The sequence below is a fragment of the Glycomyces harbinensis genome (assembly GCF_900101745.1).
Taxonomy (GTDB): Bacteria; Actinomycetota; Actinomycetes; order Mycobacteriales; family Micromonosporaceae; genus Glycomyces; species Glycomyces harbinensis.
The window spans coordinates 1-15527 of record NZ_FNAD01000019.1; the positions used below are offsets into that span (position 1 = coordinate 1).

Annotated in this window: 12 protein-coding genes and 1 pseudogene; 4 read left to right on the forward strand and 9 right to left on the reverse strand. The window is 68.9% G+C overall.

Annotated features, from left to right (window positions below; genetic code table 11):
• The 9 genes from BLQ63_RS23545 to BLQ63_RS23585 form a co-directional block, all read right to left on the reverse strand.
• On the reverse strand, window positions 1-267 hold a 267-nt coding region (locus BLQ63_RS23545; protein WP_143015057.1), incomplete at its 3' end, for a transposase.
• A 74-nt stretch (window positions 268-341) separates the two neighbouring features.
• Window positions 342-2378 (reverse strand): hypothetical protein, encoded by a 2037-nt coding sequence (locus BLQ63_RS23550; RefSeq protein WP_143015058.1) that lies wholly within the window; start codon window positions 2376-2378, stop codon window positions 342-344.
• A 96-nt stretch (window positions 2379-2474) separates the two neighbouring features.
• Window positions 2475-4955: a glycoside hydrolase family 2 protein gene (locus BLQ63_RS23555; RefSeq protein WP_091039987.1), complete on the reverse strand. Its 2481-nt coding sequence runs from the start codon at window positions 4953-4955 to the stop codon at window positions 2475-2477.
• Window positions 4956-5031: 76 nt separating this feature from the next.
• Window positions 5032-6702: an FAD-dependent oxidoreductase gene (locus BLQ63_RS23560; RefSeq protein ID WP_091039988.1), complete on the reverse strand. Its 1671-nt coding sequence runs from the start codon at window positions 6700-6702 to the stop codon at window positions 5032-5034.
• Between the two features lie 30 nt (window positions 6703-6732).
• Entirely contained in the window at window positions 6733-7614 is an 882-nt protein-coding gene (locus BLQ63_RS23565) for a carbohydrate ABC transporter permease (RefSeq protein WP_091039989.1), read from the reverse strand.
• Window positions 7615-7634: 20 nt separating this feature from the next.
• The gene (locus tag BLQ63_RS23570; protein WP_143015059.1) at window positions 7635-8594 is read right to left on the reverse strand and encodes a carbohydrate ABC transporter permease; all 960 of its coding nucleotides are present in this window, start codon (window positions 8592-8594) and stop codon (window positions 7635-7637) included.
• 12 nt (window positions 8595-8606) lie between these two features.
• Window positions 8607-9932, reverse strand: a complete 1326-nt coding sequence (locus BLQ63_RS23575) for an ABC transporter substrate-binding protein (protein WP_091039991.1) — start codon at window positions 9930-9932, stop codon at window positions 8607-8609.
• Window positions 9933-10014: 82 nt separating this feature from the next.
• Window positions 10015-11046 (reverse strand): LacI family DNA-binding transcriptional regulator, encoded by a 1032-nt coding sequence (locus tag BLQ63_RS23580; protein WP_091039992.1) that lies wholly within the window; start codon window positions 11044-11046, stop codon window positions 10015-10017.
• 254 nt (window positions 11047-11300) lie between these two features.
• A complete protein-coding gene (locus tag BLQ63_RS23585) occupies window positions 11301-11939 on the reverse strand; it encodes a TetR/AcrR family transcriptional regulator (protein ID WP_218125462.1) in 639 nt (212 codons plus the stop codon).
• Between the two features lie 64 nt (window positions 11940-12003).
• Between BLQ63_RS23585 and BLQ63_RS23590 the strand changes: the two genes are divergently transcribed.
• The 4 genes and pseudogenes from BLQ63_RS23590 (at window position 12004) to BLQ63_RS23605 (ending at window position 15516) form a co-directional block, all read left to right on the forward strand.
• On the forward strand, window positions 12004-13647 hold the full coding sequence (locus BLQ63_RS23590) for an MFS transporter (protein ID WP_218125463.1): 1644 nt from the start codon (window positions 12004-12006) through the stop codon (window positions 13645-13647).
• Window positions 13648-13676: 29 nt separating this feature from the next.
• The gene (locus BLQ63_RS23595) at window positions 13677-14015 is read left to right on the forward strand and encodes a cupin (RefSeq protein WP_091039994.1); all 339 of its coding nucleotides are present in this window, start codon (window positions 13677-13679) and stop codon (window positions 14013-14015) included.
• 195 nt (window positions 14016-14210) lie between these two features.
• A pseudogene (locus BLQ63_RS23600) lies at window positions 14211-14405 on the forward strand (ATP-binding cassette domain-containing protein); the annotation flags it as partial.
• A gap of 193 nt (window positions 14406-14598) precedes the next feature.
• Window positions 14599-15516: a carbohydrate kinase family protein gene (locus BLQ63_RS23605; protein WP_091039996.1), complete on the forward strand. Its 918-nt coding sequence runs from the start codon at window positions 14599-14601 to the stop codon at window positions 15514-15516.
• Window positions 15517-15527: the final 11 nt, after the last annotated feature.

Sequence of the window (15527 nt, forward strand, 5' to 3'; positions counted from 1 at the left end):
CTCGGACAGCAAGCGACGATGGAGCCGGTCCCAGACTCCGGCCTCGCACCAGCGGCGGAACCGCCTCCAGCAGGTGATGCCGGATCCGAAGCCGAGTTCAGGTGGCAGGTGCTTCCAGTTGATCCCGGTATAGAGCACGAACAGGACGCCTTGCAGGCACTTCCGGTCATCCAACGGCACCGGACCACGTGACCCGGGGCGATGCTCAGGCAACAGCGCCGCGATCCGCGCCCACAGGCCTTCATCAATCTCCCAAGGCTTCGCCATGCCCGTTCAACGAGCAAACCCGAAACCCTGCACCGGACAACCAGTCCGATCGCCAACGAACTTGAAACCAGTTCTTAGAGAGTAGGAGGCGGTGGGGGCGATCCCAGACGCAGGCCTCCCGCCGGCGGCCGAACCGGCGCGAAGCGGATGGTGTATTCCAACGCGGTGCCGAACGGCAGGAGAAGCATGTGCTGGCGTCGGGAGGCGTCCTTGAAGTAGGTCTGCGTCTTCGGCACCAGCCGAACCAGCAGTGTCGTGTTCCACTTGATGACCACATCGGTGTTCCCGCGACGGACGCGCAGCCCGGTGCCTTCACCGGAGACGTCGACGCCCGGGACCCACTCGGTCTCCCTCGCACCGAGCAACGTCAGTCGGTCATCACTGCGCAGGACGAAGGGCAGGCGCTCGGTCGAATGCTCACGCGCCGTCACCTTGATCCGGAGGGCGTCCGCACGGAACTGGGCGTCCTTGGTCAGTCGGCCGTCCAGCGGTGCGTAGCGGACGCCGAGGCTCACGGCCGTGTTCACCTCGTCCAGTGCGAGCTCGTCGTTCCGCGCCGGATCGCCCTCGAAGTAGCGGGCGGCCAGGTTCCCGTTGGAGTCGATGCTGGTGTACTGGTTGGAGCGGTGGGTGCCCCAGCAGTTCTCCACGCCGTTGTTCGAGCCGTACAACACCATCCCGGCATCCGGATGCCAGAGGAAGCTCAAGCCGGCCTGCACCCGCGATGTGGGGCGAGTGCCGAAGAAGCCGCCGAAGTAGTACTTCGGCTTGCGGACGAAGAGGTGCTGCTGTCCGCGGGGATCGGTGCGGAACTCCACGAAGTCGTCCGAGGCCAGGTAGGGCATGGTGCTGATGGCGGCGTTCTTCTTGGCACGGGTGGGGAACCCCTCCGGGTAGGTGGACAGGCGCACCACCTGAGGATCGGTCCCAGCGGCGGGCGGCGGGGCGACCGGCGCGGTCGATGCCGCCCAGGCGGCCCTCAGCGCCGCCTTGTCCTCTCGTGACGTCGTGAAGGCGGCGGAGATCGGGATGCTGGATGTCCACAGCGCGTTGATATCGGCCTTGTAGCTGTCGTCCTTCACGTCGTCGAGGATGAAAAGTGATGTGCGCGAAGAGGTCGCGACGTTGCAGAACCAGCCCGCGCCGTCGGGTTCACGAACGAAGTTGTACCGGACCCACTCGAAGTAGCGTTCTTGCAGTCGCTTGACGACGGGCGAGCCGGTGGTCTCGTACAGTGCGGCCAGGTCGGGCGTCATGACGCCGACCGAGTAGCCGAAGTCGTTGCCGTTCTGCTCGTAGAAGTAGCCGACGGGGCTCAGGCCGTCACGGGCGAGCACGTCGATCCGCTCGTTCAGCCGGTCTGCCAGTGTGGGATCGCCGAGCAGCGGCAGCGCCTCTGCGATTCCGAGCAGCCCACCGGCGACTTGGTTGGTGTACGGGATGGGGTTCGACCAGACGGTCGGATTGGCGGGATCCAGGAACCAGTCCGCGGCGGTGCGGAGCGCGGTGATGATGTCGGCCTGAGTATCGGGCAGGGCGTCGGCACGTTGGAGCTCGATGAGCGTGACGGTGAGGAAGCCGAGCGCGAACGCGGTGGCGGGCCGCGACAGTTCTCCGGCCGAGTACTCCGGCCAGCACCCCTGCGGCTTCTGCAGTCTGAGGTAGTGGCCGATGGCGGCGTCCAGGCGCGCCAGCAGTGCCGGATCCCCCGCGTAGGGGTTCCAGCTGCGGGTGTTCGCGTGGAACCACGAGAGCGTGAAGACGTTCTCCTGCACTCGGGCGTTGAAGGTCGGCGCCGGCGATCGCCAGAACCCGCCCCGCATGAACCCGTAGGTGTCCGGATCCGCGTCCTCCACACCGTTGGCCAGCGGGGCCAGCACTGCCAGGTAGGGAGCCAGACGTTGTTCGGCCGCAGCGAAGAGCGCGCGATCGGGGGCGCCCGCCGGCAGCGGCGCGACGTCGGCCAGCGGCCCCGCGGCAGCAGCCGTGGCCGCGGACGGTGGCGTGTTCAGCGCCAGTGCAAATGCCACGGTTCCCGTGGCCATGCCGATGAGGGCTTGCCTGCGGGTCGTCGACGAGCGAAACACTGACGGGACGGACTGATCTTCCATGATCAACCTCCTAGAGGGTGGGGGTGCATCGATTGGGTCGTTACGGTGTTGTGCCGGGCAAGGGTCGTGCGGGGTGCGGTCTCCAAACCCGGTCGCTCAGCCGCGTTCCGGGCCGGGGGAGGCCAACTGGTTCGCGGACCGGAGCACGTCCGGGGCCACAAGGGTTTCGAGATCGAGTGCTGCGTCGCTTTCGATCCGCAGCTTCACGTGTTCCCCGGGCAGCAGCGTGTTGAGAGCGTCGTCGACGAACCCGGCGGGGTCGAGCTTGTCGATCAGGAGCGTGAGATCGCGGATCAGTGTCCGGGCCCGGACGGTCAGTTCATACCCCTCTGGAACCCGGATCGCCTGGGCGTCGAACGTCGCCGGCTCGCTGTCTCGGTACTCGGCGAAGAACCAGAGGTCTCGGGTCCCGTGAAGGGATGCGACGACCAGTTCCCGTTCGGGAGCGAGGGCGGTGCCGATCTCGCGCGGGATCGGGACCCGCTGGGCGCCGCGGGGTTCGACGGCGACCGGCACCGCGGTACCCGCCAGAACGACGCCGTCGTAGTCTCTGCGCTCTAGGAGCAGCTCGCCGGTCCATCGCCGGTCGGTGTCGTTGAGTATCGACGCCTCGAGACCGTCCGGGGCGGGCTGGTCGGTGAGCAGCCGTTCCCGGTTGACGTGCCGCAGCGCGTACAGCAGCGGCTTCGGGCGCCCGTCGCCGTCGACGGCCGACCACGAGGTCACCGGCCAGCTGTCGTTGAGCTGCCAGACGATGTTGCCGGAGCAGACCGGTGCACGGGAGCGGAACCACCCGATGCCGGTGCGGACGGCGTTCGCCTGGTTGAGCTGCATCGCCCAGTGCCAATCCGACATGTCGTTCGGCAGTCGCAGATGTGGGAGCAACCCGTCGGTGAGCTTGTCGTTGCCGCCGACCGCCTTCTGATGGACGATCATGCCCGGCGATTCCGGGGTGAGCGGGTCGTCGGAGATCGCGCGTGTCAGCGTCGCCCAGGTCGGTGGGGCCTGCCAGCCGAACTCGGCCACGAACCGCGGCGTGTAGTCCCGATAGGCCGTGTAGTCCTTCTCGTTCCACACGTCCCAGATGTGCATCGTGCCTTGATGCGGATCGTTGTGATCCGGGTCGTCGCCCAGTCCGCTGCCTGCCGGGGTGAAAGGGCTTCCAGGCGTATATCCGATCTGCGGTGCGAGGTCGGCGACGATCCTCGGCAGCAGATCGTAGTAGTACCAGGCGCCCCAGGTGGCGCCGTCCAGCCGGGAGAGGTACCCCCATTCGTGCAGACCCCAGAGGTTCTCGTTGTTGCCGTTGAAGATCACCAGCGACGGATGCCAGGCGAGTCGGGTGACCGCCTCCCGTGCTTCGGCTTCGACCTCACTGCGCAGTGGTTCGTCTTCGGCATAGGCCGCGCACGCGAACAGGAAGTCCTGCATCACCAGGATCCCCCTCTCGTCGCAGAGGTCGTAGAAGTCGTCGGACTCGTAGATGCCCCCGCCCCAGACGCGCAGCAGGTTCAGTCCACCGAACTCGGCCTGGCCGATCCGGGTCGCGTAGCGGTCGCGGGTCACGCGATGCGGGAAGGCGTCGTCCGGGATCCAGTTGGCACCGCGCACCTCGATTCGACGGCCGTTGACTCGCAGAGTGAAGGGGGTGCCGTGATCGTCGGGCGTCGTGTCGAGGCGGACGGTGCGGAACCCGATGCGGTGGTTGCGATCGTCCAGCACGGTCTCGCCTGCGGGGTCGCTGAGGTCGAGCAGCGCGACATGGACGTCGTAGAGCGTCGGATCACCATGTCCCCGCGGCCACCACAACTGCACGTCGGGGATCTCGGCTTCGACCACGGTGCGATCGGTGTCCGTGCCGAGCTCGGCGCGAGTCGTACGGTCGCCGACCGTGACGGCGACGGCGAGGCGGCGGTCTCGGTCGGTGCGGTCGACCTCGACGTGCAGGGCGACGTGTCCGCGGGGGCCGTCGACGCGTGTCACGGGGCGCACGTCGTTCAGCCGCGCGGTCCATCGCCCCACCCGCACCGGACGCCAGATGCCGACGCTCGCCGTGTCAATGCCCCAGTCCCACCCGAAGCTGGAGGCCATCTTGCGCAGCGCGTTGAACGGGTGCGGATTGACGTGCGGGCGGTATCCCAGTTCCAGCGAGCGTCGATCGGCCTCCCGAACCGGCGACTCGAGGTCGACCTCCAGCAGGTTCGGCCCGTGCCGGGCGGCGTCGCGGATGTCGTACCGGTAGCTGCGGTGCATGTTCTCGGAGCGGCCCAGTTCCTTGCCGTTCAGTCGGACCGCGGCGACAGTGTCGATGCCCTCGAAGACGAGGTCCAGTCCCGGGCCGAGGTCATCCAGATCGAACGCGGTGCGGTACCGCCAGCGCGACCGGCCGATCCATCGCTGCGCGGCCTCCTGATCGTCCAGGTACGGGTCCTCGATGCATCCGGCGGCGTGCAACGCCGTGTGCACGGTGCCGGGAACCTCTGCCGGGACCTGCGCGACAGGCATGCCGGCCGGCGTGAGTCCATCCAGGTGGGCCAGGGTCCAGCCGTCTCGGAGGTCGGTTCGCTGCATCTTCATGACGTGCTTCTTCCTTTGTCGCGGTCGAAGACGGCGCGGTACGGACGCGTGCAGTAGTGCTCGGTGAGCATTGCCGCTACACCGAGACTTGCGGGTGCGCCGGAGCCTCGGCGACAGCGTTCGTCGGAACGCGGTCGAACGCGGGTCCGCCGGTACGGATCTCCTCCGGCCACGCGAGCGTCACCCCGAGGTCGTCGGTGAGGACGCGCTGCAACTGCGCGAGCTGCTGCGGGTCCTCTCGGATCTGCGCCGGGTTCAGCCCGGTCGCCACGACCCGTGCGGTGAGGGCGCCGACGGCTTCGCCGATCGACCATTCGACCGGGTGCAGCCGGTAGGCGCCGTTGGTGATGTGGGTGGTGCCGATGTTCTTGTTCGCGGCGACGAAGTTGTCGGCGTCCGCCGGGATCAGGGCGCCGAGGGGGATCTGGAACGGGAAGCAGTCGATGTCGACGTAGTTGCGTCCAGACGTGCTGGGGTGCAGGTCGATCCGGTAGTAGCCGGTGCCGACGCTGTCTGCGAAGATCTCGCTTCCCGCGTCGACACCGCGCATCTGGCGGCCGATGTGCCCCTCGGTGACGGTGAACAGCGCACGGATGCGCCGCGACTCCCGGACGTACACCTCCTTCGCGAATCCGTCGGCGGTACCGGTGACGTCACCGCGGGGACGCAGCTCCGGGTAGCCGGTCCCTCCGTCGTGGCGGGGTGCCTCGGTCTGCATCCAGTACAGGAAACTGCGGGTCAGGGATCGTGCGCCCTCCAGCGCCCGCTCGCGCTCCTCCGGGCTCACACCGTGCAGCGGCAGCTCCCAGTAGTCGATCTGCGGCCAGTTCACCAGAGTGATCTCCCCACCGGTGAACGACGCGTCCAACATGTGCCTGGACAGCATCCGCCGGTACTGCCAGAGGTCCTCGGCGCGCGTGTGGATCGCCTGCTCGGGAGACTGCGCGAACAGCGGACGCACCCGCGGCTGGAGGGTCTCGGGGACGACGTCCGTCCACGACAGCTGGGAGCCGGGCCAGCGGGGGTCGCTGGTCTCCCGCCAGTGGTCGTAGTCGTCGGGCCGGGCGATCGTGTGGTCCTCCCCCGGCCGAAACTCCAGGGCGACGCACCAGCTGACCGCCTGCTGGTCGAGGGTGTCGGCGACGTCGGGGGCGTGCAGTTCCCCCGTCTCGTCCCGCCCTTCGGCACCGATGACGACCGGGAGCCCTGCCGGCTCGATGAGATCGCCCTCCTCCGTGGCGTCGGCGACCACAATCGCGTGCACCTCGATCCGATCACCGCTCGGCCCGCTCAGTGTCACCGCAGTGATTCGTCGGCTTTCTCGGAGAATCTCGATCACGGTGTGCTCACGCAGTACCGTGATCGCTCCGGAGGCGATGTGCGCGGAGAGGGTCTCCTCCATCGCCAGGGCGCCCACCCGCGGCTCATGGCAGAGGCGAGAGACGAAGCCCATCCCCGGGTTGAGGTGCTCGATGTCGGCGGCCTGCTTCGTAAGGGGGTACGCACGGCGGTAGTGGCCGCGGATCGTCTCCCGCAACGCCCGATAGCTGGGCGAGGTCAGGGAGGTCTCGATCCACTGGTGCTCGTCGGGCGGCACGGCCTGTGTGGACAACTGCCCGCCGAGCCAAGTCGAACGCTCGGCGAGGACGACGCGGAGTCCGAGCTTCGCGGCGGTCAACGCCGCCGCGACGCCTCCGAGCCCCCCGCCGACGACGAGGAGATCGGTGGAGATGGCACTGGTATGCACAAGGTTTCCTTTCGGGAGGAATCGGACCGGTCAGCCCTTGACGCTGCCGTCGGCAAGTCCGGACACGAAGGCGCGTTGGTTGAACAGGAAGAGGATGACGACCGGGATCGTCGCGATGACAGCGCCGGCCATCAGCGGGCCGTACTGGATGTTGCCGCTGGCGAGGAACCGGGCGAGCGCCAATTGCACGGTTTGGGAGCTTTCCGTGTTGGTCACGACCAGCGGCCAGAGGAAGTCGTCCCACACTCCGACGAAGGAGAAGATCGCGACGACGGCGACCAGCGGTTTCGCCAGCGGCAGGTAGACGGAGCGGAAGATGCGCCACTCACTGGCACCGTCGATTCGAGCGGCCTCCGCGAGCTCCGGGGGCGAGGTGCTGAAGTACTGCCGGGCGAGAAAGATGTTCATCGGCAGGATCAGGTAGGGGAGCATGACGCCGACCAGGGTGTCGAGGAGTCCGCTGCCGCCCTGCCCGAGGATGTCGTTGCCTCCCGCCAGCGGTATCCCGCGCGCCATCAGGAACAGAGGTATGAGGGTCACGGAGACGGGGATCGCCGTGGTGGCGAGGATCCCGAGGAAGATCCCGAAGCTGCCTGGGAAGGGCATGAGCGCGAACGCGTAGCCGGCGAGAACCGAGAACACGCAGTTGCATGCCACGACGGCGACGGCGACGAGCAGCGAGTTGAACATGGCCCGCCCGAGGTTCGCGTCGATCCACGCCGTGCCGAAGTTCTCCAAGGTGGGATTGGCGGGGATCAGCGAAACCGAGCCGAATGCCTCATGGTTCGGGGTGAACGCCAGGCTGATCATCCAGACGAAGGGTATGACCACCAAGAACGACAGGATGTAGAGGAAGATCATCGCCGGCACCTGCGACGTGCCCTTGATCCTCCTCGTGCGCGGCGACGTCATGGCCGCCGATCGGGTGCCTGTCACTTCTGCCTCCCCACAAGCGAACGGACGGAGAGCACGGAGAACCCGACGATGAACGCGAAGAGCACGAACGCCATCGCCGACGCCGATCCGAACTGGTTGTACTGGAACGCCTCGGTGTAGATCAGGAAGTTCACGGTCGTCGTCGACCCCAGAGGCCCGCCCTTGGTGAGGACGTAGACCTCGGCGAAGCCCTGCGCAAGGAAGATGATGTCCATGACCACGACATACACGAGCATCGGCCGCAGCCCCGGCAGCGTCACGTAGCGGAAGGTCTTCCATCGACCGGCACCGTCGACGCGAGCCGCCTCGTACAGGTCGCGGGGGATGGACTGGAGCCCTGCCAGCAACAGCACCATGTTGCTGCCGAGCGCCTTCCAGATCCGCATGCCGGACACGGCGTTGAGGGCGGTGTCGGCATCCAGCAGCCACGTCTGCGGAGAAAAGTCGAACCTGGTGAGGATGTCGTTGAACAGGCCGCTCGGGGAGTACATCCACAGCCAGACCATGCTCACGACGGTGAGGGAGACGATGTGCGGAAGGTAGAGCGCGGAACGGAACAGGCCCACTCCGCGGAACGGTCGGTTCACCAACAGCGCGAGAACGAGGGCGATCACGACGGTCGCCGGCAGCACCTGCAGCACGTACCGACCGGTCATCAGCAGTGCCTTGCCGAACTCGGGGTCGCCGACGAGTTCGGCGTAGTTGTCGAGACCGGTGAACTCGGGCCCGCCTCGGCGGATGGGGTTGTACTCGGTGAAGCTGAGGACGAACCCGTAGACGACGGGGATCATCTGGAAGATCAGGATGTACAGGCCCGCTGGAAGCACGAACAGCAGGCCGACGATCTGGATGCGGCTCCAGCGGCGGGGTCGCCGTCCTGACGCCGGGGGGCTGGGTACGCCCCCCACGGGCGAGGTCGTCGCCTCGCCCATGGGGGACGGTGTGCTTGTCGACACGACGAGAAGCTCCTACCGGCTCGATTCGAGGACCATGTCGACCTCTTGGGCCGCCTGGTCCAGCGCTTCCTGTGCCGAAAGGACACCGTTCAACGCCTGCTCGAGATACTTGTCCAAGGTGTCGCGTGCCTGGACCCATCCCGGAACGTTCGGGTTGGGTTCGAAGTCCGACGCGTTCGCCATGAACACCTGGAGCGCCGGACTGTCCTGCACGTAGGCGGTCTCCGCCGCGGATGCGCGTACCGGCACCGCGCCGATGCCTTCGGTGTACTCGGCACTGACCTCAGGCTCGAGCAGGTGCGAGATGAACGCCCACGCGAGGTTCTTCAGCTCGCTGTCGGCATTGATCATCAGACCGGGACCGGATCCTCCCAGGGCGGAACCCGCATCCTGCCCCTCGAAGGGCAGCGCGTCCATCACGCGAAGGTCCAGTTCGGGGGCTGCGGCGATGATCTGGTTCGCGCCACTGGCCGACTGGATCATCATCGCCGCCGTGTCGAGCACGATCGGCTGCTGCGCGGCGGGCGCGTTGATGTAGTCCGCGCCGAGGTCCGCCGAGACGGCGTCGGGACCCGCGAACAGTTCGGTGAAGAACTCGAGCGCCTGAACGCCCTGCTCGGAGTCGAATGCGGCCTCGGTGCCCTCCTCGTTCAGCTGGGATCCCCCCGCCGATCCGAGCAGCGCGGCGAAGGTCTGCTGCCGCCCGATCGCCTGGCTGGGCATCAGCAGGCCGGAGCGGGTGATGGTGTCGCCGTCACGCACTGTGAGGTCCTCCGCGACGGCGCGCACTTCCTCCCACGTCGTCGGCGGTGCGTCGGGGTCGAGGCCGGCGTCGGTGAAGTCGGCCGCGTCGTAAACGATCAGGCTGCCCTGCATGGACAGAGGCATCAGGTACTGCGCACCGTCGACCTGACCTCCCGGTAGAGCGGCGGCCATGTCCTCGACGTCGGCCGGCTCGAGTTCGGCGAGATAGTCGTCGAGGGGCTCGAGTCGTTCGTTGACGACGAAGTCGGCGATCGCGGCCGGACCGTGTCCGAACACGTCCGGGGCGGTCCCGGCGGCGAACGCGGCGTTCAGCTTCGTGGACAGGTCGCCCCAGTCCACGAACGTGACGTCGAGCTTCGCGCCGGTCTCCTCCTCGAACGCCTCTGCGATCGGGCCGGTGACGAGGTCGATCTCGGCCTGATTGGTCCCGGGGAACCACACGGTCAACGTCTCGCCCTCGATCCCACCGCCGTCCGAGGGCGGCGAGGTGCATCCGGCCAGCAGGACTCCGCCGAGAGCCAGCGCGGCGACGCTCCTCCACCGGGGGGCTCGTCTTGGTAGGTGTGTCTTCATCGGATCTCCTTTTTCGTATGAGTACGGACTACTCGGTCTTGGTTCGGGGTGTAGCCCGTTCAAATCGGGATGGTCGGAACGTCTAGGGGCTGGAGATGCTCGCCGTCGAGGGGGGATCGACCGGCAGCAGTTCGTGGTAGGTGTTGGGGATCGATCCGTCGAGCAACTCCACGAGCATGGAGATGGCGCGGCGGCCGAGGGCACGGCGCGGCATCCGGATCTGGCTCCAGGCGCGGGCCGGTGATCCGTCGGGCACGGTGTCGAGTACCACGATCGACAGGTCCCGGGGGATGTCGAGGCCGAGTTCGCGAACGATCGCGGCGGCGCGCGTTGCGGGGTCGTGGTGCTCGATCACCAACGCGGTGGAGCCGTCCCGGAGGATGTCGTGGAGAACGTCGGCGTTCAGCTCGTCGAGCGCGAGGAACCGAGGCTCGCCGGAGGAGAGACCCAGACGTGCGACATGCGCGCGGAAGCCTTCATAGCGCGCCTCCTGCGGGCTGCGCCGTACGGACTCGCCGAGGTATGCGATGCGACGATGCCCCGCCTCGGCGAGCGGATCGAGCGCCGAGGCGAGTGCCTTGTGATAGTCCGGAGCCACATAAGGCCGCTGCGCACTCGCGCCGCCTCGTTGCCCGATGAAAACGAACGGGTACTGTTCAGCCGCCAGGCGAACCAGGTCCTCTTCGTTCTGCTCCATACCCAGCATCACCGCGCCGTCGGCCAGGCGGAGGCGGTTCGTCCCATTCGCATAGATCCTGCGGATGCCGTCATTCCCCTGCGTGGACGCGAACAGCACGAGGTCGACTTTCAGCTCGACGGCCTGCTCTTCGATCCCCACCAGAATCGGGTTGTAGTAGTCGTCGGACGCCACGGGGAACACCGGCTCGAACGTATGAACGCCGATCAGGCCCGTGCGTCCCCCGCGCAGCGAGGTCGCCGCGACGTTCGGGACGTACTGCAGCTCCTTCACAGCCGCGAAGACGCGGTCCTGGGTCGCCCGCGGGATCGATTCCGCCACGGCCCGACCGCTGAGCACGAGCGAGACCGTGGACTGCGTGACGCCCGCAACCCGCGCAATGTCGCTCTGCCGGGGAGCTCGCCCTCTACTCGCCATCGCCGCTCACTCTGCCTCGCGATCGTTCTGATTGAGTACGGAAGCACCGTCACTGATGCTCGCCTCAATATTCTTACCATCTCCTCATACGAATGAGCAATAGATGAAACATGAGTTCTGCAGCAGCGGGCGCCCCGGACGGGCCCCCGACCGGGGGACGGGCACCGACACCGCTTCCCAGCCGTAGCGCATCCCGGCCCCCTCGTCGCGCCGTCCGCCGCGGCGAACGCGGCCCACCGCCCCGTGGCCGCCTGTCAGGGAGCGGATTCGTGCCGCTCGTGCCGGACGTATTCGCGCAGCAGGAGATCGGCGTCGGCGGCGATGCCGCGGAGCATGGTGGTGACGACGGTTTCGATCTCGTCGGGCTCCATCGGGTCGCGGCCGAGCAGGAGCCCGTAGAACGTCAGCGAGGACAGGACGTCGACGGTCAGCGGGAGGTCGACGTCATCTCTGAGGTCGCCGCGCCGGCGCGCTTCGAACAGCGTGCGGTGGACGGCGCGGCGCGGCGGTTCGAAGACGACTTCAATGAGTTCGTCGTGCAGGTCGGGGTCGCCGGCGCCGTCGGCGGCGAGCTGGGCGAGCGTGCCCGCGCCGAGGCGGCAGAACGCCTGGGTCACCAGCACCAGGCACTCGTGGAGGTCGCACAGGGTGCAGCCGGAGTCGGGCGGCTCGATGCGGCCGAGCCGGTCCTCCAGCACGGCGAGCACCAGGCGGCGGCGGTTGGGCCAGCGGCGGTAGATCGCGCTCTTGCTGACGCCCGCCCGCCGCGCGACGTCCTCGATCGCCACGCCCCGGTAGCCGATCTCGTCGAGCGTCGACGCGGTGGCCTGGAGGACCGCCGCGTCGATGTGCTCGTTGCGAGGTCGGCCCCGGGCCGGAAGAGCTGCTTGCACGACGCCTCCCCGGATATAATCAATACGGTACGTAGCGTACCGTAAATCGACGGAAGGCGCAATGATGCGCGGAGCAGCACCCCCATCCCCTGTACCCCCGGTCGACCGCGCCGGATCCGCCGCCTGGATCGGCCTCGGCGTCCTGTCGATCCCGATCTTCATGACCGCCGTGGACATGTCGGTGCTCTTCCTGGCGATGCCGACCATCGCCGCCGAACTCCTCCCCTCCGGCACGCAGCAGCTGTGGGTCCTCCACATCGGCGACATCGCCGGTGCGAGCCTCGTGCTGACGGCCGGCCGCCTCGTGGACCGCTTCGGGCCCCGCCGCCTGCTGCTCGTGGGGCTGCTCGCGTACGGCGCCGCCTCCACGCTCGCCGCCGCCTCCCCCTCGATCGAGGTGCTGATCCTCGCCCGGATGCTCCTCGGGGCCGCCACGGTGACGCTCGCACCGGCGGCCGTGGCGCTGCTGCGGCGGATGTTCCCCTCCGACCGGCGGTTCTCGGTCGCCGTGGCCCTGCTCATGGCCGCGTTCTCGGGCGGCATGGCGCTCGGGCCGCCGCTCGGCGGACTCGTGCTCGAGCACTTCTGGTGGGGCGCGATCTTCCTGCTCAACGTGCCGATCGCCCTCGGGGTCGCGTGCGCCTGGCGCCTGCTGCCGGGCGCCGGCGGCACCGGACAGGGGCGGATCGACGGCGCGAGCATCGGCCTGTCGGCGCTCGGCATCGCCGGTTTCGTCTACGGCGGACAGGAACTCGCGGCCCACGGATGGAGCCCGTGGCGCGGCCTCGCCGTCGCGGCGGGTGTCGTCCTCATCGCGGCGTTCCTGCGCAGGCAGCGGACGCTGGCCGAACCGCTGCTGGACCTGGCCCTGTTCCGGTCGGCGTCGTTCTCGACGGCGCTGCTGTGCCTCTGGCTGGTGATCACCGCCAGCGCCGGGGCCGATCTCCAGTTCGCGCAGCACCTCCAGGTGGTGTCCGGCCACTCGCAGCTCACCGCCGGGGCGTGGCTGGTGGTGCCGGCGCTGGTGTCGGTGGCGGCCACCGCCGCCTCGCCGGTGCTGCTGCGCCGGCTCCGCCCCGGTCACGCGATCGGCTTGGGCGCGTTGACCGCCGCGGTCGGTGCGGTCGGGGTCCTGTTCGTGGTGCCCGCGGGACCCGAGGCGTCGACCGCGGCGCTGGTCGGCGCCTCCTGCGTCGTGGCGATCGGCATGGCGCCGGTGTTCGCGATCGGCACGAACGTGGTGCTGGCGAGCGCCCCGGCCTCGCAGACCGGTACGGCGCAGGGGATGCAGGACGTCAGCGGCAGTCTGGGCAACACGGCGGGGCTTGCCATGGGCGGCACCGTGGCGTACCTGAGCTACTCGGGCGCGGTGCGCGACTCGCTGCCGACCGGATTGGACGCGGCGACGGCGGGCCAGAGCGCCGAGAGCATCGGCGGGGCCCTCGCCGCTGCCGAGGCGCTGCCGCCCGACTTGGCCGGGCAGGTCGCGGACGCCGCCGCCGCGGCGTTCGCGATCGCCACCCGGGACACCTACATCGTCGCCGCGGTCGGATTCACTCTGCTTGCCGCCGTGGCTTTTTGGGGCTTGCGACGGGCCCGTCTCGACGAGGGCGACCGACCCCGGGACGAGGGGGCCGAAGGTCCTGCCGAACCCGGCCCCCGCCTCCTCGACCGGGCCGCATCCGACCTGCGATGCACCCAGAACTGACCGACACGACCCGCAAGAGGTGAGTGGCCATGACCGATGCCCTCGTTCGCGTTTTCGATACGGAGGAGAACGACCGGACGCTGCGCTTCGGCGATCGCCGGATCTCCATCACCCCCGCGGTGGAGCAGGCCGAAGGCGGCCCGCTCAGCGCGTACTCGGCGCGGTTCGGCCGCGGCGAGCGCGCCGACCTCCCCGCCCCCTACGAGGAGGTGTGGGTCGTCGTGCACGGCCGGATCCGCATCCGCAGCGCCGGGAGCGAGGTGGAGATCGGTCCGGGCGGCTTCCTCCATGTCCCGGAGGATTCACCGGGCGAGGTCGAGGCGCTGGAGGACACCGCGCTCGTCTGCGTCTCCGTTCCCGCGCACTGAACCCGCCGGTCGAGCGGTCGCCCCCGAATCGCGCGTGCGACACGACGCCGCCGCATCGCCCGTTCGGGCGATGGCCGCGCCGTTCGGGCGATACGGCCCGTCGTCCGATCCAGGAGTCGGTGGAGCGATGCGGCGGACGGCGCCGACCAGCATCGTTGACGGTGTCATCACCGCATCGCGCAGAAGGGCGAGCACATGTCCGTCATAGAGGTCGAGAGCCTTCGAAAGCAGTACCGCGACAAGGTCGCCGTGGCCGAAGTGTCGTTCACCGTCGACAAGGGAGAGATCTTCGGCATCCTCGGGCCGAACGGCGCGGGGAAGACAACCACCGTCGAGTGCGTCGACGGCCTGCGCCGTCCCGACGCCGGCACCGTCCGGGTGCTCGGCCTAGGCGAGGCCTACCGCCGCAACCTGTTCGCCAGGAACCCGCCCGGCCAGGCGAGCGGGTTGCAAGGGCCTTGATGGAAGCTCCCTCCCTGTCGGTCGCGAGTCCCCCGATGATTCGCGTCGCGCCCCTCGGGGCGGGAGGGCGGTTATCATCGGCTTCCGCGACGGCGGGACGGATCGAGAGGCTGGTGCGCGCATGATCGGTGTGATCGGGGAGGCCCTGATCGACCTGGAGGTCGCCGCGGCCGACGCCCGGCATCCCGTGGCGCACCCGGGCGGGAGTCCCATGAATGTCGCGGTCACCTTGGGCCGCTTGGGCTCCGACGTGGGGTTCCTGGGGCGGTTGTCCTCGGACGCGTTCGGGAGGCTCCTGCGCACGCACCTGGCCGAGTCCGAGGTGAACCTGCGCTGGATCGTGGACGCCGAGGAGCCGACGAGCCTGGCGATCGTGTCGGTCGCCGAGGGCGGCGGGGCGAGCTATGCGTTCCACGTGGACGGCACCGCGGACTGGCAGTGGCGTATCGCCGAGCTTCCGAAGGAGCCGGGCCTGGACGCGATCCACGCGGGCTCCCTCGCGCTCGCCCTCGACCCGGGCGGGACCACTGTGGAGCGATGGCTCGCGGGCCAGAGCACGGGCGCGACGATCAGCCTCGACCCGAACGTGCGGCCCGCGCTCCTGGGCGACCGGGCGGCGTTCCGCGAGCGCCTGGAGCGGTGGCTCGCCTTCAGCGCGATCGTGAAGGTCTCCGACGAGGACCTGGCGTGGATCTACCCGGGCGCCGACCCGGGCGAGCTGGCTGAGGGCTGGATCCGGAAGGGCCGCAAGCTCGTCGTGGTCACCCGCGGCGGCGAGGGCTCGCTCGTGCGGGCCGGCGGCGAGTCGTTCGCGGTGCCGGCCGCCGAGGCCGACATGGTCGACACGGTCGGCGCGGGCGACTCCTTCAGCGGGGCCCTGCTCGACTGGCTCTCGCGCAACGGGCGGCTGCGGCCCGATGACCTGGGCCTCCTCACCGCGGACGAGGCCCGCGAGGCCGTGCGGTTCGCCTCGAAGGTCGCGGCGATCACCTGCTCGCGGGCGGGCGCGAACCCGCCGTGGCGCGGCGAGCTCGACTGACCCGACTCGCC